Genomic DNA, 21,689 nt, shown 5'->3' on the forward strand with positions numbered 1-21,689 from the left:
GCCGTCAGCCGCCGTATCCCCGCACCAATTCCACCAGCCGGTCCATCTCCTCCGGCAGGTTGTAGAAGTGCGGGGACAGGCGAATGCGCCCCCGGCGCACGGAGTGGGCGACGTGGTGCTCGGACAGATATGCCCCGAGCGCCCGCGCCTGCGCCCCGGGCGGCAGGAAGGTGAGGATGCCCGCGCGATGCTCCGGCGCGGGCCCCACCTCGCAGCCCAGCGCGAGCAGGCCCTTCTCCAGGGATGCGAGCAGCTCCCGGATGCGCACCTCGATGTTCTCCACGCCCACCTCCTGCAACAACTCCAGCGCGGCGCCCAGCGCATAGAGGCCCGGGTACGCGGCGCTGCCCTCCTCGAACTTGCCCGCGTCGGCGCGCAGCTCGAAGTGGGTGCGGTTGAAGTTCCACGCGTCAGTGGTGCTGCGCCAGCCCACCAGCACCGGACGCAGCCGGGGCAGCACCTCCTTCGCCACGTACAACAGGCCAATGCCGGAGATACCGAGCATCCACTTGTGACTGTCCGCGCTCAGGAAGTGGATGCGACACTTCTTCACGTCCACCGGCACACAGCCGACGCTCTGGATGCCGTCCACACAGAAGAGGACGCCCGCGCGCTCGCACACCCGGCCCACCGCCTCCAGGTCCGTTCGGTGCCCCGTGGCGAACTGCACGGAGGACACCGCCACCAGCCGCGTGCGCGGCGTCAGGGCCTGCTCCACCGCTTCGGGGGTGACACCTCCGGACGGCACCTGGATTTCGCGCACCGCGACGCCGCGGTCCTTCAGGTGCAGCCACGGGTAGACGTTGGAGGGGTACTCCAGCGACGTGGCCACGGCCACCTCGTCCCCCGGCTTCCAGTCCAGGCCCTCCGCCACCAGACCCAGGCCGTGGCTGGTGTTGCGCACGAAGGCCACCTCGCCGGGCTCGGCATGGAGCAGGCGCGCCGCCAACGCGCGGATGCGCTCGCAGTGGGCCTCCCAGCCTCGCTCGTGGCGGATGCCATGGTAGACGAGGTCGTCCATCCACTCGCGCACGGCTTCGGCGGCGCGCAGGCTGGTGGGCGCGACTCCGGCATGGTTGAAGTAGAGCTGCTCTTGCAGCACCGGGAAGAGGGCGCGGTAGGACTCGAGGGAGCGCGTCATGCGTCCGAGTCTAGCCACCCGCCTCCCAGTCAGGCGGACGACGTGAGCGGGGAGGCGTGCCCGCGTTCACCCGCCATCAGGGGCCCCCTCCCCTGACGGTGAGCGGATGGGCTATACCTCCGGCCCTCATCAGCGGGGAGCGCAGTGCATGCGTCGCGAGGTTCGCGGTTCCGTGAGGAGCACGTTGCTGCTGGGCCTCCTGTTGGCGGGCTGTGCCGGCACCGTCAAGGCCCCCTACCCGCCCATTCGCGCGGACACCTCTCCGGCGGCGCTCGCGCGCGGGGCGGTCATCTTCCATGCGAGCTGCGAGGCGTGTCACCGGAGCGGTGACGCGGAGACGGCCTCCGGCGCGCCGCTGCACGAGCTGCCGTCGTACATGGGCGACTTCCACTCGTCCAACCTCACCTCGCACCCCACGGCGGGCATCGGCGCGGCGACGGACGAGGAGCTGGCGCGCGTCATCCGCTACGCGGTGAGTCGAGACGGACGGCTGATGGTGATGCCCAGCTATGGCATGGGGGACAAGGACCTGGCGGCGGTGCTGGGCTTCATGCGCTCGGGGCATCCCCTCTTCACGCCGGACGCGACTCCCGCGCCGCGCTCCGACTTCAGCTTCATTGGCGGACTGGGCTTCCGAGTCATCACCGGCAACGAGCCGGTGCAGCGGCCCGTCGTCGGCATCCCCGTGCCGCCCAAGGGCCCCACGCTGGAGTACGGCCGGTACATGGCCCAGGACGTCTACGACTGCGCCTCCTGTCACACGCCGGGCTTCAGTCCGGACAAGACGCAGGGCGATGACGTCTTCTCGGGAGGAATGTCCTTCAAGGACCCGGAGGGCCAGGAGGTCCACTCCAGCAACATCACCTTCCATGAGACGGGGCTCGCCCACTGGACGCGGGCGGACTTCATGCGCGCGGTGCGGGATGGGATTGCGCCGGATGGCTCCGCGCTGCGCTCGCCCATGCCCCGCTTTCGCGGCATGGATGAGGAGGAGGCCCAGGCCCTCTATGACTATCTGCGCTCGATGCCGCCTCGGAAGAACGCCGTGGACGGAGCACGGCCCCGACTCACCGCCACGACGCCCCGCCCGGACTGGGTAGCGCCAGTCTCGTTGACCGGGGACGTGCGGGAAGTGGAAGCGCCCGAGGAGGCCACACCAACTGGCGAGGTCGCCCACGCGCCCGCTCCAACGAGCGGTCAAAGCGTCGCGACTCCGGCCGAGGCCACTTCGGCGCCAGCGAGCGTCGCGACCACTGGAGCCACGGCGGCGCCGAGCAGCAGTGCCTCCGCATCGGCGCCACCGAAGGTCGCACCGCCCGCGCCGCGCAAGCCTCGAGTCGTGCCAGCCCGGGTGGATGCGCCCAAGCTCTTCACGCAACTGGGTTGCGCGGGCTGTCATGCGCCCGGGGCCCGCTACCATGACCGGCTCGCTCGCGCCTCCCGCCGGGGCGACGCGGAGCTGGTGCGCTGGGTGCGCAACCCGGAGCAGTTCCAGCCGGGGACGACGATGCCCACCTACGCGGAGTTGCTCGACGTACCCACCGCGCTGGCCCTCGTCCGCTGGGTGAAATCCGGAGGCCCCGCGACCCTGCCTCCCGTCTCCCACTGACCCGCTGAAATTCGCGGGAAATGACCGGAGAAAGGGAGCCCCCACGTATCTGGGGTGGAAGTTCCTCGGGGTGTCCTTCGACACGCCGGGGCACGTGCCACCCCGGTGCCAACCGGCCCCTGCCCCGGGGTGGTGCGTGTAATCTTCCAAGCCTTCCGCCCCGTGGGGAGAAGGCTGCGTCCGGGACGCGGCTCGCATAGCGTGGACGCATGACGGAGTGCCTCCTCAACATCGACCTGGGTGAGCTGCCCGACGAGGATGCGCGGCTCTATGCGCTCGCCCAGGTGGCCAACATCGCCTGTGGCGGACACGCCGGAGACGACGCCTCCATGCGCCGAGCGCTGGAGCTGTGCGCGCGCCATGGCACCCGGGTGTGCGCGCATCCGTCCTATGAGGACCGCGAGGGCTTCGGACGAAGAGCGCTCGACGTGACACCGGACGTCCTGCGCGGACAGGTGGCGAGCCAGTGCGCGCGCCTCTCCAGGCTGGCGCAGGAGCAGCGGGTGCCGGTCGTCTACGCCAAGCTCCACGGCGCGCTGTACCACGCGGCCAACACCTCGCCCGTGCTGGCGCGCGCGGTGGTGGAGGGAATCGTCGAGGCGCTGGGCACGGGCGTCACCCTCATCGCGCCCGCCGAGGGCTCGCTGCGAGACGCGGCGAGGAATGCGGGGCTGGCCCATGCACGCGAGGGCTTCGCGGACCGGGGCACGCTTCCGGATGGCTCGCTGATTCCCCGGGGGCAACCGGGTGCGGTGCTCACGGAGGCGGCGAAGGTGCGGGAGAACACCGTGCGGCTGGCGACCCAGGGCACCGTCGATACGGTGTGCGTGCATGGCGACACGCCCGGGGCGGTGGAGCTGGCCCGCGAGGTGCGCGCCACGCTGGACGCGCTGTCGCTCCACGTGGAGCCGCTGGGAGACGGCGCGCTGCGGCTGACGCTGCCCGACAGCCTGGAGCGGCGGGCGGCGCGCGAGGTGCTTCGGGCCCTGCCCGGCGTGGTGGACGCCGTCGTCACCGAGGAACACGCCTGCGTGTACTTCGACCCCTCCGCGCCTCCCGATGAACCCCGCCTGGCGCTGGCGCGACTGCTGCGCGAGACGGTGGCCCCGCCGGAGCAGACGCTCATCACGTTGCGCGTGCGTTACGACGGGCCCGATTTGGAGAAGGTCGCCACGCGCGCGGGCCTGTCCGTGGACGAGGTGGCCCGGCTCCATGCGGCGCGCGAGTACTCGGTGCGCTGCGTGGGCTTCCTCCCGGGCTTCGCATACCTGGGCGAGTTGGACCCCCGCATCGTCGTGCCGCGCCTTCCCACGCCGCGCATGCGCGTGCCGGCGCTCGCGGTGGGCATCGCGGGAGGACGCACGGGCGTGTATCCCTTCGCGTCACCGGGGGGCTGGAACCTGATTGGCACGGCGCTGGACTTCACGGCCTTCCACCCGGACCGGGGCGCGGTGTTGCAACTCGGTGACCGGGTGCGCTTCGAGCGGGTGGGATGATGGCGGGCTGGCTGGAACTCGTGGGGATGGGAGGGCCCGCCACGGTGCAGGACGGCGGGCGGCCGGGGCAGATGCACCATGGCGTCCCACCCGGTGGCGCGCTGGTGCCGGAGCTGCTGGCGCTGGCCAACCGCGCCGTGGGCAACACCTGGGACGCGGCGGCGCTGGAGTGCCTGGGGTCCCTGGAGCTGCGCGCGCGAGGCAGGCCCTTGCGCGTCTCGGTGGATGGGAGAAGCGCACAGGTGGTGTCCGACGGGGAGAGCCTCCGCGTGCCCGCCCCGGAGCACGCCAGCATCCGCTACGTCGCGGTGGACGGTGGACTGGACGTGCCGGAGGTGCTGGGTGGGCGCGGCACGCTGCTGGTGGCGCGACTGGGTGGACACGAAGGGCGCGTGCTGCGCCCCGGGGATTCGCTTCCCGTGGGAGCGCCGCGAGGGCCCTCGGAGCAGGTGGACGCGGAAGGCATCTGGGATGACACGGCACCCATCCGGCTGATGCTCGGACCGGACACGGAGAGCTTCGACGCGCTGATGGCGGCCTCGCTCCTGGGAAGCAGCTTCACCGTGTCGAGCGCGAGCGACCGCGTGGGGATGCGCCTGCAGGGTCCCGCGCTGGCGCATGGCGATGAGGGCGCGAGCACGTCGCGGCCCATGGTGCGCGGCGCCATCCAGGTGACGCTGTCGGGTGAGCCCATCATCCTCGGGCCGGACCACCCCACCACGGGCGGCTATCCGCTCATCGCCACCGTCATCCGCGCGGACTGGGGCCGGCTCGGAGCACGGCGCCCCGGAGCCACCGTCGAGTTCCACGCCGTCAATCCAGACGAAGCACGCGAGGCCTGGCGACAGCACCTGCGGCGCTTTCGTGGCGGGGCCTGAGCAGGGTGAATCGCATGGAGCTGCGCACCGAACGGCTCGTCCTTCGGGACTTCCAGCGCGAGGACACCCCGAGCGTCTTCGCCTACCACTCCAAGCCCGCGTACCTGGAGCACTACGGCCAGCCGCCACCGACTCAGGAGGACGTACGCGCCTTCGTCGCCATGCTGTGTGGCTGGGCGCAAGAGGTCCCCCGGGCGAAGTACCAGCTCGCCATCACCCTGGACGGCCGCGTCATCGGCACCTGCGGCGTGCGCAAGCAAGCGCCCGAGGACACCTCCGCGGAATACGGCTGCGAGCTCGACCCGGCTTTCTGGGGTCACGGCTACGCGCGCGAGGCGTCGCGGGCCCTGCTCGAGTTCGGCTTCCAATCGCTCGGCCTGAAGAGGCTGTTCGCCCTCACCCAGCCCGGCAACCTCGGCGCCATCCGGCTCGCGGAGTCACTCGGCTTCCACCGCGTCACCGAAGGCCGCTACGAGCGCCTCCACCCCTGACGCTCAGCCCTCCATCGGCAGCGTGAAGGTGAAGGTCGTCCCCTGCCCGAGCTCGCTGCGCACGCGCACCGCGCCACCGTGCGCCTCGACGATGCCTCGGGTGATGGAGAGCCCCAGCCCCACGCCACTCCCCGGCACTCGCGTCGGCCGCTGGAGCCTGTCGAACAAGACGGGCAAGACCTCCGGCGCAATCCCCGCTCCCGTGTCCTCCACGCTCAGCTCGACCCAATCCGCATGGACCTCCGCCATGACGGTGATGCGCCCACCCGCGGGCGTGAAGCGGACGGCATTGCCCACCAGGTTGGAGAACACCTGATGGATGCGGTCCGGGTCACATCGCACGTCGACATCCCGCTCGGGCACGCGCAGCTCCAGCCCGATGCCCCGCTCCTGCGCCAGCGGCCCCAGCTCCGACGCCTGCTCCAACAGCCGCGAGAGCGCCAACGGCACGCGGCTCACCCGGAAGCCCCCGCCCTCGATGGCCGCGAAGTCGAGCAGGTCATGGATGAGCCGCTCCATCCGGAGCGCCGAGCGGTTGAGCGTGTCCAGATGATGCCGCGCGCGCCCGTTGAGCGGAGACAGCAGCGGCGCCAGCAGCGATGACGTCATGGCGATGACGCCCAGCGGATTGCGCAAGTCATGGGACACCATCGCCAGCAGCTCCCGGCGCAGGCGCGTCTCCGACTCGGCGGCCCGCCGCGCCGCGCGCTCCGCTTCGTACAGCCGCCCGTTCTCCACCGCGACGGCCGCGGAGTCCGCGAGCGACTGGAGGAGGGACACCTCCCGAATCCCCGGCACCCGGCGCTCCGCCCAGTACGCGCCAATGGCCCCCACGGGGTCCGCGCGACGCACCGGCACCATGACGAGGCTCTTCACGAACGTCGCGCGGTAGACGTCGTGAGGGATGCGGTCATCCGCGTAGATGTCCTCGATGACCACGGGCTCCCGGTTCAAGATGGCCCACCCGGAGATGCACGACTCGATGGGGAACCGATGCCCCTTCCATAAGGGGGCAATGGCCTCCTCATCCGCGTAGTGCACGAGGTTGCCTTCGCGCAGGACGAACGTGACCCCATCCGCGCCACTGAGCTGTCGTGCCGCCCGGCGCACCAGCGCCATGACGTCTTCCAGCGTCCTCAGATGCGCCAGCTCCTGCACCACGTCCAGCAAGACCAGCGCGTCGTCGAATGTCAGCGCCTCCAGTGGCAGGCGCTCCTGAAACCTTCGCAAGGGACGGCCTCCTTGTGAGAAGGACTCAGCCAACACACCTGGGAAACAGGACGTTCATTCGCTCGTCGTGTCCGCCCGGAGAGCATCCTGGCGACCTGCCTCCTGTCGACATCTTCTAGATATAGGAACCCGCGACCCGCCCGGCCACGCCGCGCGCCCAGGGAGCACCCGACGTCACGGGCTTTGCCCACGCGTCGACATCCGCCCACCACCCGGGGTTTCCACCTGAATGGAAAATAGCACCCGCTCGCCCCTTCAGGTGGGAGGCGCCGGTGTGGGTGCGCGCCCCTCCCGAAAAATCAGCGCACGGGGGTGAGGGGAAAAAAGCGCGGGGGCCGTCCCGGAAGACAGGCGCGCACCAGGAACCGTCATGTCGACGGACTCGCGCCACCTCCGAGAGACGCCTTGCGAAAGACCGAGGACAACACGGGGCTGAGTTCGTGGCGAGGCCGCCCGGTCAACCCGCACGGGAAGAAGTCGCTTCCCGTGGCGCACGACAGCTCACGAGGCGTGTCCTTGCCGGAGTCGTCCGCCATCCCAGGAAGGCACCGAGCCTTCGTTGCCAGCGAGATACCCATCGAACAGAGCGTCACACTTGCCGGGGGAGGGACCTTTCGATGACCATGAGCGCTTCCTGGAGGACCTTCCGCGTGGAGTCGCAACCAAGGCCGACCCTGGCCGCGAGTCCTCTGTCAGGTCACGAGTTGGAGAAGCTCCGCAGGGAGCTGACCCAGGCCGTCGCCCGCGTGTGTCCCCCGCGCCTGGCCAACCGCCGTGATGACCTGGTGCAGACGGCGATGATGCGCGTCATGGAGCTCCAGCGCCGCGAGCCCGACCGCTCCCGGCTCTCCCCCTCCTACCTGTACCGCGTCGCGTACACGGCGCTGGTGGACGAGCTGCGCAACGTGGATCGCCGCCGCGAGGTCCCCATCGAGGAGGTGGAGTCGCTGCCTCAGCAGCCGGTGGCGTCGGGAGACCCGGAGAAGTCCGCGAGCGCGTCGCAGATTGCCCGGGCGGTGCGCGACTGCCTGCGCCAGCTCGCACAGGACCGCAGGCTCGCGGTGACGCTGTACCTCCAGGGACACACCGTGCCGGAAGCAGGAGAGCTGATGGGCTGGGACGGCAAGCGGACCGAGAACCTCGTCTACCGCGGGCTGAGCGCGCTGCGCGTCTGCCTCTCCACGAAGGGATTCGAGCCGTGAGCGAGCATCGACGCGACGACGAAACGAAGCCCGATGAGGCCACCGTCGAGCGCCTGCGCGCCGCGGTGCGCGACGAGGAGCTGGTTGCGGGAGACGAGCCGGTGGACGCCGATCTCGTGTGGCGAGCGGTGAGCGGGGAGCTGCCCATGGAGGAGCGGAAGGCCGTCGTCGCTCGCGTGGCGGACGACCCCGCATGGGCCGCCGCGTGGCGACTGGCCCTGGAGCTGACGCGCGCGGCCAGGGAGGCCGAGGCACCCGAGCGTCCCGAGGCGGCGGGCCCTCACGCGCGGAGGCCAGCCGATGAGGCTCGGGAACGGCGGCGGTTCCGCTTCGCCTGGAGCCGTCCCCTGCTGGGCGCGGCGGCGACGGCGGCACTGGCGCTGGTCGTGGTGGGGGTCGCGATGAGGGAGGACACCTTGTCTCCCAGGCTGCGCGGAGCGGACCCGTCGGGGCTGGTGTCCCAGGTGCCAGAGGACGCGCCGCTGAAGCGGGAGGACTGTGTCTTGCGCTGGAGCGGAGGCCCCGCCGGCACGCGCTGGTCGGTGCGGTTGTCCACGGAGGACCTGAGCTGGGTGCACCGCGCGGACTCGCTGGAGCAGAGCGAGTACCGGGTGCCCGCCTCCGTCCTCGCGCCGTTGGAGTCGGGAACGAAGCTGCTGTGGCAGGTGGAAGCGCGGTTGCCGGACGGACAGGTGCTTCGCGGCATCACCTTCGTCAATCGGTTGGAGTGATGCATGGGGAGCGAAGTCAGGGGAGGAACGTCATGAAGGCAGGCATTCAAATGAAGACGCAACGATGGATGCAGGGGGGGCTGCTGGCGCTCGCGGTACTGGTGGGTGGACTGTCTGGACAAGCCGGGGCGCAGGTTCCTCCGGTGACCACGTCGGTGGTGCGGTCCACGCCCATCGCGGGAGAGGCGCGCGACCAGGTGGTGGCCTCGGTGGTGGAGACCGGCGTGCGCGCCAGCGTCAATCAACTGGTGACCCTCCAGCTCGTCAACAGCGTCACCGGCGTCGTGGTGGCGCAGACCCATGGCGTGCTGACCGAGACCACGCCCCTGAGACTGAGCTACCGCGCGCTGGTCGCCGACACATTGTACGCGCGGGCCATCGCCTATCAGAGCAGCACGCCGCGCCTGGTGGCCATCCTCACCGTGGAGCGCTGGTCTCCGGTGGCGCCATCCCCGTGGTCCGAGCCGTCCGTCTGCTACTGGGAGCTGGAGCAGATGGAGAAGGATGAGATGCCCGAGCCGGAGCGGCCGACGGTTCCGACAACGATGCAGGTGCTCAAATGCATCCCCGTAGTCCACTCAGCACACTGACATCCCCTGTTGTGACGTTCCGGAAGCGACGACCCGAGGGTTGTCACTGGAGCATCCTCGCCCTCGCGGCGGGGATGCTCCTCGTCGTGTGTCCGGGCGCTGCTTTCGCGAAGGGCGCGGACCGTCCCCCGCCCCCCACGCTCGTGGAGTGCCGGGAGCGATTCGAGGCCCATCCGGAGGAGCAGTCCTCCGCGATGTGCTTCTACCAGTGCGCGCAGGCCGCGCCCGCACGCGACACCGTCAGGCGCGAGCTGAAGGCCCTGATGGAGCGTCATCCCGACAACGGCTGGCTGGCCCTGGTGTCCGGACACGTGGAGTACCTGGCCGACAGGAAGGCCGCGGAGGCGCCCTACCACCGTGCCGCCTTGACCTTCCGTCGACTCAAGAACGCGGAGGGAGAGGTGCTGGCCGGCATCAACCTGCGCTCCATCCTCCTGACGATGGGGCGCGGCAGCGAGGCCCGGGAGTGGACACAACGCGTGGTCGAGGTGGCCCAGTCCTCCGGGCGCGCGGATCTCCACGCGCGCGCGCTCCTCGTCGAGGCCAGTCAACTCTACGAGGTGGATCAGGACCTGGGCCGGGCCTTTCGCGTCCTCAAGCGCGCCGAGCCGCTCACCTTTCCGGACGGCAGCCCAGGGCTGAAGGCCCAGTACCTGACCGTCATGACCGGCGTCAGCGAGCGGCTGGGCAGGCTGGAGGAAGCCACGGAGGCCAACCGCCGCCTGGCGGAGCACGCCCACGACACGCGAGGCCTCGCCCTGGAGGGGCAGGCGCGGTTCACGCTCGCCAACCTCGCGCTGCGGCGGCTGGATAGGGACCGCGAGCCGGGCGGCGGGGCGCGGGTGCTGGCCCTCGCCCGCGAGGCGCTGGTCGCCGCGGAGAACACGGGGAGCAAGGAGCTGGTGAGTCGCGCGCTGCGCCTGGTCGTGGACGTGCTCGGCCCATCCCCGGAGGAGCAGCTCGAGGCCGAGGCGCTGCTGGAGCGTTGCATGGAGCTGGCGGAGGAGCTGGACTCCAACCAGCGGCGAATCGCCTGTCTCTGGACGCGCGCGGAGCGGCGGGCCGGCCAGGACCCCGCCGCCGCGCTCCGGGACTCCGACACTTCGCTGCGACTGGCCTACGCGCATGGCGAGCCGCAGTACCTGGCCCTGGCCCTGCGCGGCCGAGGCACGGTGGCCTACCGGACACAGCCCCTGCTGGAGGCACTGGTGCATGTCGAGCGGGCCCTGGACGCGGTGGAGGCCCTCCGCCAATCACAGACCGATGCCTCCAGTCAGGCGGAGCTGTTCTCGAACTGGGCACGCGACTACCACCGCCTCGCGGGCTGGACGCTGGAGGCGGGCGGCGCGACGGGAAATGCCGCTGTGTTGCCCGAGCGGGAGGCGCTGCGCAGGGCCTTCGGGGTGAGCGAGCGCCTGCGGGCGCGGACGCTGCTCGACGCCCTCATGGCTTCCCGTGCGTTGTCTCCGTCCAAGCCCACACCCGAGCGCCAGGAGGTGCAACGACGACTGACGGCCGTGCAGCGACGACTCCTGGAGCCGAACCTCTCCGCCCTGGAGCGCGAGAAGACCCTGCGTGAGCTGCAGGCGCTGGAGCACAGCGAGCGCGACCTGCGGCCCGCGCCGCGACACGGCGCGACGGAGTTCGCCTCACTGGAGGCCGTCGAGCAGGAACTGGCCGAGGACGAGGCCCTGCTGGCCTTCCTCGTGGGCGACGACAAGAACCTGTCCGACGTCTCGGGGGGCGGCGCGTGGGTGCTGGTGGTGACACGGGGCGGGGCGCGCGCGCACCGCATCCCCGAGCGCGCGCGGCTCGCGCAGGCCGTCACGCTGTTCTCCGGTCTGCTCGAGCGGCGCGACGGCTCAGAGGTCGGCGCGGCGGCGGCCCTCCACGCGCAACTGCTCGGCCCGGCGCTCGCGGCGCTGCCTCCGGGCGTGCGCAAGCTGTTGCTGGTCCCGGATGGACCGCTGCATGACCTGCCCTTCGCCGCGTTGCGGGAGCGTCCGGGCGACGAGCCCCTGGTGGCGCGTTACGAGCTGGCCCTGGTGCCCTCCGCCAGCCTGTGGCGGCACTGGCGTCTGGAGTCCCCGCACGACCCCGGGGGAGAAGCCCTGGTGCTGGCGGACCCCGACCGCACCCGGTCTCCCCTGGAGGGAGCCATCGCGGCGACAGAGCGCGGCGGCGTCTTCGCGGAGGCGGCGCGGCTCGGAGCACTTCCCGAGGCCCGGCGCGAGGGGCATGCGGTGATGAAGGCGCTGCGCTCCACCCAGGTGACACCCCACCTCCTGGTGGGCACCGAGGCCTCCGAGCGCGCCCTCAAGAACACCGACCTCGCACGTGTGAAGGTGTTGCATCTGGCGGCCCATGCCGTCGTCGACGCGGAGGCTCCCGAGCGCTCCGCGCTGGTGCTCGCGCCGGGCTCCGACGAGGAGGACGGCATCCTCCAGCCTCGTGACATCGTCGACCTGCCCCTGAAGGGCGCGCTGGTGGTGCTCTCCGCCTGTCGGAGCGCCTCTGGAGCGGTGCTGGCCGGAGAAGGGGTGCTGAGCCTGGCGCGCGCCTTCTTCGAGGCCGGCTCGCGCGCGGTGGTGGCCAGCTTGTGGCCCCTGCAGGACGCGGAAGCCGCGGACCTGGTGGAGCGCTTCTACCGGCACCTGGCCACGGGGGCGAGCACGTCGGCGGCGCTGAGGGCCGCGCAGTTGGAGGCCATCGATGACGGGCTGCCCCCGGCCGCGTGGGCCGGGCTGGTGGTGCTGGGAGATGCGTCGCTCGTGGTCACCTCTCCGCGCGAGGCCCCGGCCCGCTTCCCAGTCGGAGTGGGAAGCAAGGCGGTGCTCGTCATCGCGACGGCGCTCCTCATCCTCATCGGCCTCGCGCTCGGGGCCCGCCATCGAACTCGCGGCGGGCCCCGTCCCTGACGGGCTCAGCAGCCGAACGGCGTCCCGTTGCCGCCCGCGCTGAAGGGCGTCCAGATGTAGTTCGGGTCCAGCCCCTCATACGACTGCGAGTTGCAGTACAGGTTCGTCTGCTGGAAGTTGATGAAGCAGCCGCCAGCCAGGCTCGACAGCCAGTTGGTGCGCGTCTTCCAGTCGCTGCACGTGGACACGTGGTGCTGGTGGACACCGTTGTTGTTGAGCGTGGTGGCGCGGCTGTGGGCCTTGAAGTCGTTGTTCACGTTCACGTAGGGGAAATACCAGACGTGCCCCTGGGGAATGGTCTTCTTGAAGAGAACGCCCCAGTCGCACCAGCTCTTCAGGCAGTTGCGCTTCTGGATGTCCCAGAAGACGCCGCCGTTGATGGCGCGCACGTAGGCGCCATACCCAATCATGTCCGTCGAAATCCACTCGGTGACCTCGTCGATGTCCCGGTGCCAGTCCTCGCAGCGGCCCGCGTTGTCGTGCATGGTGCCCTGCCCACCGGCCTTCAAGCCGCCGCACGTGCCCAGGGAGCGCGGTGCACCCGAGCCGAGGGCCGGCTCGGAGACGGACGGCGACGTGCTGCCCTGCTTCCAGTTGCCAGCGGCGACGACCACGTCGCTGTGGGCCTGGAGCGTGCGAGGCACCATCGTGCCCGTGGGAGACAGCGCGAGGTAGAGGGCCGCGGGGCTCGCGGCGGCGGACATCTGCGTCATCACCCGGTTGATGGACGTGGTGGACGTCTCGGGCCCACCCACGGCGACGGCGATGGACTCTTCGTCCACCTGGATGAACTCGACGGTGACGTCATCGGGGGCTCGAAGCGTGGTCAGCACCGGCGCGGTGACGGCGTCGCCCGCGGGGCTCTGCACGACGGCGAGCGTCAGCGGCGGCAGACCATCATCCGGGTATTCCGGCTCGGGCGGGTTCGTGACGGACGACGCACTGGCACTGTCCAGCGCGGGCGGTGACTCCTCCACGCCCGAGTTCGGGGAATCACAGCCGACGGAAAGAGACCACAGCAGACACAGGGGAGACAGACGCACGCCCCAGGACAGGGGGCGACGCGACACGAAGCGAGGGGACATCGAGGCTCCACCACGGGCGCCCGGTCGCCATCATGGCGAGCCAGCCAATCGCGCCAGTGCCTCCACCCAACGTCCCCCGCGGGGGAATCCCCTCACCGATTGAGCAGCCGCGCGAGGAACTCACGGGTGCGTGGGTGCTGGGGCTCGCGCAACACCTGTTGAGGCGTGCCCTCCTCCACCACCTTTCCCGCGTCCATGAACACCACCCGGTGCGCCACGTCCGCCGCGAAGCCCATCTCGTGCGTCACCACGCACATCGTCATGCCCTCGCGCGCCAGCTCGCGCATGACCTCCAGCACCTCGCCCACCAGCTCCGGGTCCAACGCGCTGGTCGGCTCGTCGAAGAGCATCAACTCCGGCTTCATCGCCAGCGCCCGCGCAATCGCCACCCGCTGCTGCTGACCACCGGAGAGCTGTCCCGGGTACGCGTCCGCGCGCGAGTCCAGATGGACCATGGCCAGCATGCGCCGCCCCAGGGCCTCCGCCTCCGCGTCCGACAGCCCCAACACCTTGCGCGGCGCCAGCGTCACGTTGGCCAGCGCGCTCAGGTGGGGGAACAGGTGGAAGCGCTGGAACACCATGCCCACGCGGCGGTGCAGCACCTGGAGCGCCTTGGGCTCATCGCTCACCTGTGTGCCCCCGACGACGACCTGGCCCTCGGAGGGGACTTCCAGGCCGCACAGGCACCGCAAGAGCGTGGACTTGCCACAGCCGGACGGGCCCACGAAGACCACCACCTCTCCGGGCTGCACCGTGAGGTCCACGCCCTTGAGGACCTCCAGCGCCCCGAAACGCTTGTGCAGATTGCGAACCTCGACGAGCGCCATGGCTTTCCTCACCCCTGACGGTGGAGGCGCTTCTCCAGCGCCGAGGCCAGCCGTGTCAGCGGCAGCGTGGCCAACAAATAGAACAACGCGACGAGCGGCCAGACAGCCAGCGGCGCGGCGAGCTGGCTCGCCAGCTCCTGCCCCGCCCGCGTCAGCTCCGCCATGCCGATGATGGACACCAGCGAGGAGTCCTTCAGCAGCGCGATGCCCTCGTTCGTCAAGGGCGGCAGCACGTTGCGCACCGCCTGCGGGAGGATGACGTAGCGCATGACCTGCGCGCGGCCCATCCCCAGCGCTCGCGCGGCCTCCTCCTGCCCCGCGTCCACGGAGGCGATGCCCGCCCGGAAGATTTCCGCCACGTACGCGGCACTGTTGAGCGTCAGCGCCAGCACCGCCGCCAGCATCGGCGCCAGGTCCACGCCCAAGAGCTGCGGCAGCGCGTAGTAGATGAAGATGATTTGCACCAGCAGCGGCGTTCCACGAAGCCCCTCGACGTACGCGGCGCACAGCCACGCCAGCGGTCGGAAGCGCACCCGCCGCCCCAGCGCCACGGCCAGTCCCAGGGGCAGCCCGGAGATCAACGCCAGCACGGTGAGCCCCAGCGTCAGGCCCAGGCCCTGAACGAGCCGCCAGGTCACCTTGCCCCAGGGCACGGCCTGCGGCGTCGCCTGGGCCTTCTGGGCCGCCTCGCCGAAGTAGCGCTCCTCCAGCGCGGCGAACTTCCCGCTGTCGCGAAGGCGCTGGAGCGCGGCGTTGACGGCCTCGCGCAGCGCGGGGTCATCCGGCCGCATCGCGATGCCGTAGTGCTCCTCCGTCAGCAGCCCGCCCGCGGCGCGCAGACCCTGGAAGCCGTGGGCCAGGAAGTAGCGCAGCGTCGGCCCATCCCCCACCACGCCCGCCAGGTTGCCGTTGCGCAGGTCCTGGAGCGCCAGGTCGATGCTCGGGTACTGCCGCACCTCGATGTCCGGGAACTTCTCCAGCACCAGCGCGGCACTGGTGTTGATTTGAATGCCCGCCGTCTTCCCGCGCAGGCTCTCGATTCCGGTGACGGCCGTGTCCGCCTCCCGCGCCACCACGAGCTGTCCCGCCGTGTAGTACGGCGCGGAGAAGCCCAGCCGCTGCTGGCGCTCGGGGGTTATCGTCACGGCCGAAATCACCAGGTCGAACTTCCCCGCCATCAGCGCGGGAAACACCCCGTCGAAGGACGTGTTCGTCCACGCCACCTTCGCGCCCAGCTCTTCCGCGATGAGCGCTCCCAGCTCGATGTCGAACCCCACCAGCTCGCCGTCCTTCACGGACTCGAACGGCGGGTAGGTGGCATCCGTCCCGATGCGCAGCGTCCGCCCCTTCCAGTCCCCCCGGGAGCCCGGCGCCTCACCCCGGCCACAGCCGAGCAGCACCAGCACCCCCCACACGAGGCACAGCAAGGCCAGCCCGGGAGTGTGGGCCTGGCGACACGAAAGGCGGCGGCGCGACATGGAACGAACAGCTCCCATGCCCAACTATCCCTGAGGCATCAAGGGTTTCCACCGGGACCGGACAACCCGTGACAGCCACGCAACTTCCGCCCTCTCCGGGCCGATACTCTTCCACACCATGAAGACCCCCATCTCCGGCCCCCGCGTCCAGCCCCGTCCGCTCGAGACCCCCGCCACCCCGGCGCCCGTCCGCAACGAGGTGAAGCCCCAGGCGCCCGTGGTGCGCGGTGACGCTCGCGACGTGTCCCTGTTCGACACGGGAGCCGCTCGCAAGCCGACGGTGGCGCTGACCACGCCCGTCGCCCCCCAGGGCACGAACGTCGCCCCGGGCACCTACCCCAGCGTCGCGGACGTGAAGGCCATTGCCTCCATCCAGGACCCGGTGGCGCGCAACTACGCGATTACGCAGGGCTACGCGGACCTGTCCAACGGCCTGGGTCAGATGCTCGGCAAGGAGAACGCCAACTGGTCCACCTTCGCGACGTGGGCGTCCAAGCAGGCGGGCGTGAGCATCCGCAACGAGGACATGCCCAAGTTCTTCACCGACGCGCTCAAGGGCGCCGGTGACATGGCCGGTCCGCTGAAGAAGGTGGACGACGTGCTGCGCAAGGTGGGCCTGCCCGCGCTGCCGCTGGCGGACATCGCCGCGGCGGGCAGCGAGGCGCTCAACAACGTCAGCAAGTCGATTGCCGACGGCAACCAGTTCGTCTTCAACGAGGTGGGCCAGGAGTTCGCCCGCTTCATCGAGACCTTCCAGGGCGACACGTCCTACGACGCCGCCAAGACGCAGAAGTACCTGGACGGCTTCGGCAAGGACAAGCCGCTCCTGAAGGAGGCCTTCGGCCACTACACCAAGGCCATGTTCGAGAAGGACCCGAACAAGAAGGCGGAGCTGATGCTGCTGGCCAATGACCAGATTGGCCTGCACGAGCAGACGCAGCTCCAGCAGCACGTGGAGAAGGCGCTCAACGCGCCGGTGAAGGACACCTTCCGGAGCATCCTCAAGCAGAGCATCGAGTCCGGCATCAACGCGCTGCCCTTCCCCGCCAACCTCGCGGGCAAGGCCGCCCTGAAGACGGGCCTCGTGGACGCGGCGCTCAACCCCCTGGTCGACGCGACGGCCTCCGTGTTCCGCCGGCTCGCCACCGAGCACATGATGAAGCTCGCGGTGCCGGGCGGCGCGCTGAAGCTGGGCAACGACCTGCCCCCGCCTCCGGGGATGGAGAGCACGCTCTTCCCGCCGCACCTGCGCGCCATCGAGAACCCGGAGCTGCGCGCCCTGCTGGGCAAGCTGGACTCCAGCTCCGACAGCCTCAAGGGCACCGCGGCCAAGGACTGGAGCAAGCTGGACCAGCGGATGAACTACATCATCGACCTGTTCCGCACGCGCCAGTCGGACCCGCACCTGTTCGACGCGCCGTTCGGCAAGACGGGCACCACCTACCCGCTGCCGGCCACCCAGCAGCGCGCGGGCTGAAGTCCCTCGGGGCGCCGTCACCTCGGCGCCCCGTCGCCGTCACACCTCGTCCACCACGAACTGCTCCTGCCGGGCGATGCCCAGCTTCTTCATCCGGCTCTGGAGCGTGGAGGGCTTGAGGCCCAGGAGCGCCGCCGCCCCGCCCGGCCCGTAGACGCGCCCCCGCGTGAGCGTCAGCACCCGCAGGATGTGCTCCCGCTGCACCGCCGCCAGCGTCAGCACCGAGCCGGGCTTCATCGTCGCGTCCAGCACGCTCGGCACCGCCGGCTCCACCTGCGCCGCCGGGTGAGCGCTTCCACCGTGCGACACCACGTCGAACGAGGAAGGACCCAGCTCCGTGCCCTTCGTCAGGATGGTGGCGCGCTCCAGCGCGTTGCCCAGCTCGCGCAGGTTGCCCGGCCAGTCATACGACTCCAGCCTGGCCAGCCCCGCCGGTGACACGCGCATGCCACGCCGCCCGGTGCGCCGCGCCTGCTCCTCCAGGAGGAACGTACACAACTGCGCCAGGTCCTCGCGCCGTTCGCGCAGGGGCGGCAGCCGCAACGGGAAGACACTCAGCCGGTAGTAGAGGTCCTCGCGGAAGCGCTTCTCGGCGATGGCGCGGTGCAGGTCCACGTGCGTGGCCGCGAGGATGCGCACGTCCGAGCGCACCGTCTTGTCGCTGCCCACCGGCTCGAAGGCCTTCTCCTGGAGCGCGCGCAAGAGCTTCGCCTGAAGCTCGACGGGCAGCTCGCCCACCTCGTCCAAGAGCAGCGTGCCTCCGCTCGCCATCTGGAAGCGGCCCGCGCGGTCCTTCGTCGCGCCCGTGAAGGCGCCCTTCACGTGGCCGAACAACTCGCTCTCCAGCAGGCCCGCCGGAATCGCCGCGCAGTTGAGCGTGACGAAGGGCTGGTCCGCGCGCGAGCTCCACTTGTGGATGGCTCGCGCCAGCCGCTCCTTGCCCGTGCCCGTCTCGCCGGTAATCAGCACCGGCGTGTCCGTCTCCGCCACCTGCCGCGCCCGCCGCGCGAGGTCCCTCATGACGGGGCTCAGCGACGCCTCGAGGATGCCCTCCGACTCTCCGCTGAGCTGCGCCTCCAGGAGCTTCGCGTGCTCGTGGTCCTGACGGTGCAGCCGCTCGAACGTCGCGCGCTGCTCGGCCGCCTGGAGCGCCGTCGCCAGCATCTGGCCGTACACCTCCACCAGGTCCACCACCGGCTGCGGGTACGTCTCGCACTCGGCGCGGTCCAACGTGAGCACGCCATAGGTGCGCTCGCCCGCGCACAGCGGCACCACCATGCACGCGTGCCCCGGCGGCAAATCCAGCACGCCGTCGAACGGGTCTCCGTCACCGTGCGAGTGGTCCTCTTCCGTGAAGGCTCGCGCGCGCCGTGTCTCCAGCGCGTGACGCAGCGAGGGGAACTCCGACAAGGTCAACGCGTGGTGGCGCACCTTCGCGTTCGCCAGCGGACCACGCGCCGCCACCGACACCAGCTTGCCGTCCCTCAACAGGAACAGCGTCGCCAGGTCGAAGCGCACCACGCGCGTCAACCAGTCCAGTCCTCGACGAAGCAGCTCATCCACCGAATCTTCGGTGGTTGCCAGCTCGACCAGGTCCCGAGCATCCTTCGCGCCCTCGGTTGGCGCTGACAGTTCATCCGACATGAGGCATGAATAATAGCGCTCCACCGAAATTGCAGTGGCGGTCGTCACCGATATTTCGTTATTCACCGTCCCAGCAACACCGGCCAGTGGGGGCCTGAAGTCAAGTCCCCGGAATCATTGAAGTCGATTGACTGGCACGAGGTCTGCTGTAGCCGTTAGCAGAAGACACCTTCCCAGGGGCCCCCCGCGGGTCCCTCAACCCAAGGAGCAGTACATGCTGACCGTTGGCGACAAGATTCCGAGCTTCAAGGTCAAGGCCACCGTGAGCCTGGAGAAGGGCAAGGAGTTCCAGGAGATCACGAACGAGACCTACAAGGGCAAGTGGCTGGTGCTGTTTGCGTGGCCCAAGGACTTCACGTTCATCTGCCCCACGGAGATCGCGGAGTTCGGCAAGAAGAACAAGGACTTCAATGACCGTGACGCGCAGGTGCTGGGCCTGAGCACGGACAGCGAGTTCGTGCACCACGCGTGGCGCACGCACCACCCGGACCTCAAGGGCCTGCCGTTCCCGATGCTGGCGGACCTGAAGCACGAGCTGTGCAACGCGCTGGGCATCCTCCACAAGGAGGAGGGCGTGGCGCTGCGCGCGACGTTCATCGCGGACCCCGAGGGCATCATCCGCCACGTGACGGTCAATGACCTGTCCGTGGGCCGCAACGTCTCCGAGACGGTCCGCACCCTGGACGCGCTCCAGACGGACGAGCTGTGCCCGTGCAACTGGAGCAAGGGTGAGGAGACCCTGACCCAGAAGCTGGCGAAGGCGGGGTAACGCGTCATGGCCTCGCTCGAAGTCGTCCGCTCTGAACTCGCGGACGCCCACAAGGACACCCGCCTCAACCTCCAGGCAGTCCTGGAAGGTGGCAGCCTCACCCCCGAGCAGCGTTGGGGCGTGGCTGTCGCGTCGGCCTACGCCGTTCGGAATGACCGGCTGAAGGAAGCGATGCTCAACGAGGCGCGGAAGGCACTCGCGAACCCCGAGCCCATCATCGAGGACGCGCGTGCTGCGGCGTCGCTGATGGCGATGAACAACGTGTACTACCGCTTCCGGCACATGATCGGGAAAGAGTCGTACTCGACCAAGCGCGCCGGACTGCGGATGAACAGGCTCGCGCAGGTGCTGACCAACAAGGTGGACTTCGAGCTGGTCTGCCTCGCGGTCAGCGCCATCAACGGCTGCGAGATGTGCATGCAGTCCCACGAGAAGGTCGTCCTCGAGGGCGGCCTCTCCGAGGACCAGGTGCACGACGCGGTGCGAGTCGCGGCGGTCATCCACGCCGCGGCGGTGGGCCTGGAGTCTTAAGCCTCGCACCCGCGAGTCATTCGCTGTGCTTCACCCGCGCCCTCCGGTGGAAACACCGGGGGGCGCTCCATTTGTGGGCGACGCGCATCTGAATGAACGTCCGCACCACTTAAGAACGAAAGGAAGTCCCTCATGTACAAGAGCCCCAGCCCCCTCCCCGAGAAGACCCGCGCCTCCATCGCCGAATCGCTCAACGCCCGCCTGGCGGACGGCCTGGACCTGCACTCGCAAATCAAGGTGGCCCACTGGAACATCAAGGGCCCGCAGTTCGCGGCGTTGCACCCGCTGTTCGAGACCTTCGCCGTCAGCCTCGCCAACCACAACGACTCCATCGCCGAGCGCGCGGTGACGCTGGGGGGCAAGGCGTTTGGCACCACCCGCCATGTCAGCAAGTCCAGCCGCCTGCCTGAGTATCCCCAGGAGACGACGCGCGACTTGGAGCACGTGAAGCTGCTCGCCGAACGCATCGAGGTCTACCTGGAAGGCCTGCGAGACAGCCGCAAGCTCTTCGTCGAGGTGGATGACGCGGATTCCGAGGACCTGGCCACCGGCATCATCGTGGAGTTCGAGAAGCACGTCTGGTTCCTGCGCGCCTCACTGGAGACCTGAGGCCGGCGGCACCCGGGGCGAAGGCGCCGTGAGTGTGCATGGCGCTATACGCTCCCAGCACGTTTGACGGAGCCCTTGTGCCTGTTTTCGCCACGTTGCGAAGGGCACGAGGGTTGCTCTACCAGGGAGCACCCCGCCCGCGACGATGCGGTCCGGGCATCCCTGGAGAAGTCCCCGTGCGAACCCTCATTGGCCTGTCTCTCTCCGCCCTCCTCGTCGCGTGTGGCCGCGACGTGCCCCCGGATGAAGTGATTGAAGCCGCCAAGGCGCGCGTGGAGCGCGTCGTCGCGGCGGGGCACCTGACGCGGGGCGCGCTGGAGGTGCTCGGGTTCATGCCCGTGTACACCTGTGGCGAGCCGCGCCGGGCGTTCCTGGATATCGCGGCGCCCGACGTGAGCGCGCGCCTGTCCTGCGCCACGGCCACGGTGGAGCAGCTCGACGCGGTGACGGACGGCGTGGTGCTGAGCTTCAACGGGCCGGACTGCGAGGTCCACGGCCTGCGGCTCGAAGGCCGTGCCTTCTTCAAGTACAGCGGCGGTGTGGACCGGATGGACGTCTCCGTGGACCTGCGCCAGCTGCGCGTGGACGGCGCGGTGCTGCCCGCGGAGGTCGGCTATGGCACCTGCGGAGACCAGACGAGCGTCTGGGCGAAGGCGGCCGGCGACGTCCCGGGACGCCCGGGCCACACGCTGCACGTGGATGCACGGGTGGGCAAGCGCGCGGGCCTGCCGCTGTTGGGCGGCTCCTCGCTGGTGCTCGACGGTGAAGGGGAGCTCACCGGCCCCGACGGCGTGGACACGATGACGCTCAACACCCTCCAGTACGAGGTGGGCGAGTACCTGCCCAAGGAGGGCACGGCCATCCTGGAGACGTCGGACGGACACCGCGTGGAGGCGAACTTCCAGCCGGGCCTGTGGCGGCTGGGCAAGGTGGAGGTGACGGTGGATGACCACGCCTCCGTGACGGTGCCCATCATCCGGTAG

18 protein-coding genes and 1 pseudogene are annotated in these 21,689 nt (G+C 70.0%); 13 read left to right on the plus strand and 6 right to left on the minus strand.

Annotation, left to right across the window (positions count from 1 at the left end; all coding sequences use genetic code 11):
• Positions 1-4 precede the first annotated feature (4 nt).
• Entirely contained in the window at positions 5-1,141 is a 1,137-nt protein-coding gene (locus tag HUA74_RS24625) for an aminotransferase class V-fold PLP-dependent enzyme (RefSeq protein ID WP_141641605.1), read from the minus strand.
• A 148-nt stretch (positions 1,142-1,289) separates the two neighbouring features.
• Here HUA74_RS24625 and HUA74_RS24630 point away from each other — a divergent pair, with 148 nt between their 5' ends.
• From HUA74_RS24630 to HUA74_RS24645, 4 genes are all read left to right on the plus strand, one after another.
• Positions 1,290-2,750: a c-type cytochrome gene (locus HUA74_RS24630; protein WP_174456505.1), complete on the plus strand. Its 1,461-nt coding sequence runs from the start codon at positions 1,290-1,292 to the stop codon at positions 2,748-2,750.
• A gap of 209 nt (positions 2,751-2,959) precedes the next feature.
• Positions 2,960-4,246, plus strand: coding sequence for a LamB/YcsF family protein (locus HUA74_RS24635; RefSeq protein WP_174456506.1), 1,287 nt, complete (start codon positions 2,960-2,962; stop codon positions 4,244-4,246).
• Positions 4,243-5,124: a biotin-dependent carboxyltransferase family protein gene (locus tag HUA74_RS24640; protein ID WP_254625218.1), complete on the plus strand. Its 882-nt coding sequence runs from the start codon at positions 4,243-4,245 to the stop codon at positions 5,122-5,124. Before HUA74_RS24635 ends, HUA74_RS24640 begins: the two co-directional genes overlap by 4 nt.
• Before the next feature lie 14 nt (positions 5,125-5,138).
• A complete protein-coding gene (locus HUA74_RS24645) occupies positions 5,139-5,615 on the plus strand; it encodes a GNAT family N-acetyltransferase (protein ID WP_174456507.1) in 477 nt (158 codons plus the stop codon).
• 3 nt (positions 5,616-5,618) lie between these two features.
• Here HUA74_RS24645 and HUA74_RS24650 read toward each other — a convergent pair whose 3' ends face one another.
• Positions 5,619-6,845, minus strand: coding sequence for a GAF domain-containing sensor histidine kinase (locus tag HUA74_RS24650; RefSeq protein WP_141641609.1), 1,227 nt, complete (start codon positions 6,843-6,845; stop codon positions 5,619-5,621).
• A 623-nt stretch (positions 6,846-7,468) separates the two neighbouring features.
• Here HUA74_RS24650 and HUA74_RS24655 point away from each other — a divergent pair.
• The 4 genes from HUA74_RS24655 (at position 7,469) to HUA74_RS24670 (ending at position 12,286) form a co-directional block, all read left to right on the plus strand.
• Positions 7,469-8,047 (plus strand): RNA polymerase sigma factor, encoded by a 579-nt coding sequence (locus HUA74_RS24655; protein WP_141641610.1) that lies wholly within the window; start codon positions 7,469-7,471, stop codon positions 8,045-8,047.
• On the plus strand, positions 8,044-8,778 hold the full coding sequence (locus HUA74_RS24660; protein WP_371745601.1) for a hypothetical protein: 735 nt from the start codon (positions 8,044-8,046) through the stop codon (positions 8,776-8,778). The genes HUA74_RS24655 and HUA74_RS24660 overlap by 4 nt, the downstream gene beginning before the upstream one ends.
• 50 nt (positions 8,779-8,828) lie before the next feature.
• The gene (locus HUA74_RS24665; RefSeq protein ID WP_174456509.1) at positions 8,829-9,368 is read left to right on the plus strand and encodes a hypothetical protein; all 540 of its coding nucleotides are present in this window, start codon (positions 8,829-8,831) and stop codon (positions 9,366-9,368) included.
• Positions 9,369-9,442: 74 nt separating this feature from the next.
• Positions 9,443-12,286 (plus strand): CHAT domain-containing protein, encoded by a 2,844-nt coding sequence (locus HUA74_RS24670; protein WP_174456510.1) that lies wholly within the window; start codon positions 9,443-9,445, stop codon positions 12,284-12,286.
• A gap of 5 nt (positions 12,287-12,291) precedes the next feature.
• On the opposite strand, the gene HUA74_RS24675 is transcribed toward HUA74_RS24670, so the two are convergent.
• The 3 genes from HUA74_RS24675 to HUA74_RS24685 all read right to left on the minus strand — a co-directional run bounded on the left by HUA74_RS24675 (position 12,292) and on the right by HUA74_RS24685 (position 15,676).
• Positions 12,292-13,371 carry a hypothetical protein gene (locus HUA74_RS24675; RefSeq protein ID WP_174456511.1) on the minus strand — a complete coding sequence of 360 codons (1,080 nt, stop codon included), beginning with the start codon at positions 13,369-13,371 and terminating at the stop codon, positions 12,292-12,294.
• Positions 13,372-13,463: 92 nt separating this feature from the next.
• Entirely contained in the window at positions 13,464-14,198 is a 735-nt protein-coding gene (locus tag HUA74_RS24680; protein WP_174456512.1) for an amino acid ABC transporter ATP-binding protein, read from the minus strand.
• An 8-nt stretch (positions 14,199-14,206) separates the two neighbouring features.
• Entirely contained in the window at positions 14,207-15,676 is a 1,470-nt protein-coding gene (locus HUA74_RS24685; protein ID WP_174456513.1) for an ABC transporter permease subunit, read from the minus strand.
• A 118-nt stretch (positions 15,677-15,794) separates the two neighbouring features.
• Here HUA74_RS24685 and HUA74_RS24690 point away from each other — a divergent pair, with 118 nt between their 5' ends.
• On the plus strand, positions 15,795-17,153 hold the full coding sequence (locus HUA74_RS24690; RefSeq protein ID WP_174456514.1) for a hypothetical protein: 1,359 nt from the start codon (positions 15,795-15,797) through the stop codon (positions 17,151-17,153).
• A 39-nt stretch (positions 17,154-17,192) separates the two neighbouring features.
• On the opposite strand, the gene HUA74_RS24695 is transcribed toward HUA74_RS24690, so the two are convergent.
• Positions 17,193-18,797 (minus strand): sigma 54-interacting transcriptional regulator, encoded by a 1,605-nt coding sequence (locus HUA74_RS24695; RefSeq protein ID WP_174456515.1) that lies wholly within the window; start codon positions 18,795-18,797, stop codon positions 17,193-17,195.
• 214 nt (positions 18,798-19,011) lie between these two features.
• Here HUA74_RS24695 and HUA74_RS24700 point away from each other — a divergent pair, with 214 nt between their 5' ends.
• From HUA74_RS24700 to HUA74_RS24715, 4 genes and pseudogenes are all read left to right on the plus strand, one after another.
• The gene (locus HUA74_RS24700; RefSeq protein ID WP_141641619.1) at positions 19,012-19,566 is read left to right on the plus strand and encodes a peroxiredoxin; all 555 of its coding nucleotides are present in this window, start codon (positions 19,012-19,014) and stop codon (positions 19,564-19,566) included.
• A gap of 6 nt (positions 19,567-19,572) precedes the next feature.
• Positions 19,573-20,097, plus strand: coding sequence for a carboxymuconolactone decarboxylase family protein (locus HUA74_RS24705; RefSeq protein WP_141641620.1), 525 nt, complete (start codon positions 19,573-19,575; stop codon positions 20,095-20,097).
• Positions 20,098-20,202: 105 nt separating this feature from the next.
• Positions 20,203-20,706, plus strand: a pseudogene (gene dps / locus HUA74_RS24710) (DNA starvation/stationary phase protection protein Dps); the annotation flags it as partial.
• A 176-nt stretch (positions 20,707-20,882) separates the two neighbouring features.
• Positions 20,883-21,689, plus strand: a complete 807-nt coding sequence (locus tag HUA74_RS24715; RefSeq protein WP_174456517.1) for a hypothetical protein — start codon at positions 20,883-20,885, stop codon at positions 21,687-21,689.

The organism is Myxococcus sp. CA051A, assembly GCF_013336705.1.
Classification (GTDB): Bacteria; Myxococcota; Myxococcia; order Myxococcales; family Myxococcaceae; genus Myxococcus; species Myxococcus llanfairpwllgwyngyllgogerychwyrndrobwllllantysiliogogogochensis.

Coding starts and splice junctions, on each gene's coding strand:
- HUA74_RS24705 (WP_141641620.1), top strand. CDS start 19,573: ATGGCCTCGCTCGAAGTCGTCCGCTCTGAACTCGCGGACGCCCACAAG.
- HUA74_RS24655 (WP_141641610.1), top strand. CDS start 7,469: ATGAGCGCTTCCTGGAGGACCTTCCGCGTGGAGTCGCAACCAAGGCCG.
- HUA74_RS24700 (WP_141641619.1), top strand. CDS start 19,012: ATGCTGACCGTTGGCGACAAGATTCCGAGCTTCAAGGTCAAGGCCACC.
- HUA74_RS24625 (WP_141641605.1), bottom strand. CDS start 1,141: ATGACGCGCTCCCTCGAGTCCTACCGCGCCCTCTTCCCGGTGCTGCAA.
- HUA74_RS24630 (WP_174456505.1), top strand. CDS start 1,290: ATGCGTCGCGAGGTTCGCGGTTCCGTGAGGAGCACGTTGCTGCTGGGC.
- HUA74_RS24640 (WP_254625218.1), top strand. CDS start 4,243: ATGATGGCGGGCTGGCTGGAACTCGTGGGGATGGGAGGGCCCGCCACG.
- HUA74_RS24675 (WP_174456511.1), bottom strand. CDS start 13,371: ATGTCCCCTCGCTTCGTGTCGCGTCGCCCCCTGTCCTGGGGCGTGCGT.
- HUA74_RS24690 (WP_174456514.1), top strand. CDS start 15,795: ATGAAGACCCCCATCTCCGGCCCCCGCGTCCAGCCCCGTCCGCTCGAG.
- HUA74_RS24670 (WP_174456510.1), top strand. CDS start 9,443: ATGCTCCTCGTCGTGTGTCCGGGCGCTGCTTTCGCGAAGGGCGCGGAC.
- HUA74_RS24645 (WP_174456507.1), top strand. CDS start 5,139: ATGGAGCTGCGCACCGAACGGCTCGTCCTTCGGGACTTCCAGCGCGAG.
- HUA74_RS24685 (WP_174456513.1), bottom strand. CDS start 15,676: ATGTCGCGCCGCCGCCTTTCGTGTCGCCAGGCCCACACTCCCGGGCTG.
- HUA74_RS24635 (WP_174456506.1), top strand. CDS start 2,960: ATGACGGAGTGCCTCCTCAACATCGACCTGGGTGAGCTGCCCGACGAG.
- HUA74_RS24680 (WP_174456512.1), bottom strand. CDS start 14,198: ATGGCGCTCGTCGAGGTTCGCAATCTGCACAAGCGTTTCGGGGCGCTG.
- HUA74_RS24695 (WP_174456515.1), bottom strand. CDS start 18,797: ATGTCGGATGAACTGTCAGCGCCAACCGAGGGCGCGAAGGATGCTCGG.
- HUA74_RS24665 (WP_174456509.1), top strand. CDS start 8,829: ATGAAGACGCAACGATGGATGCAGGGGGGGCTGCTGGCGCTCGCGGTA.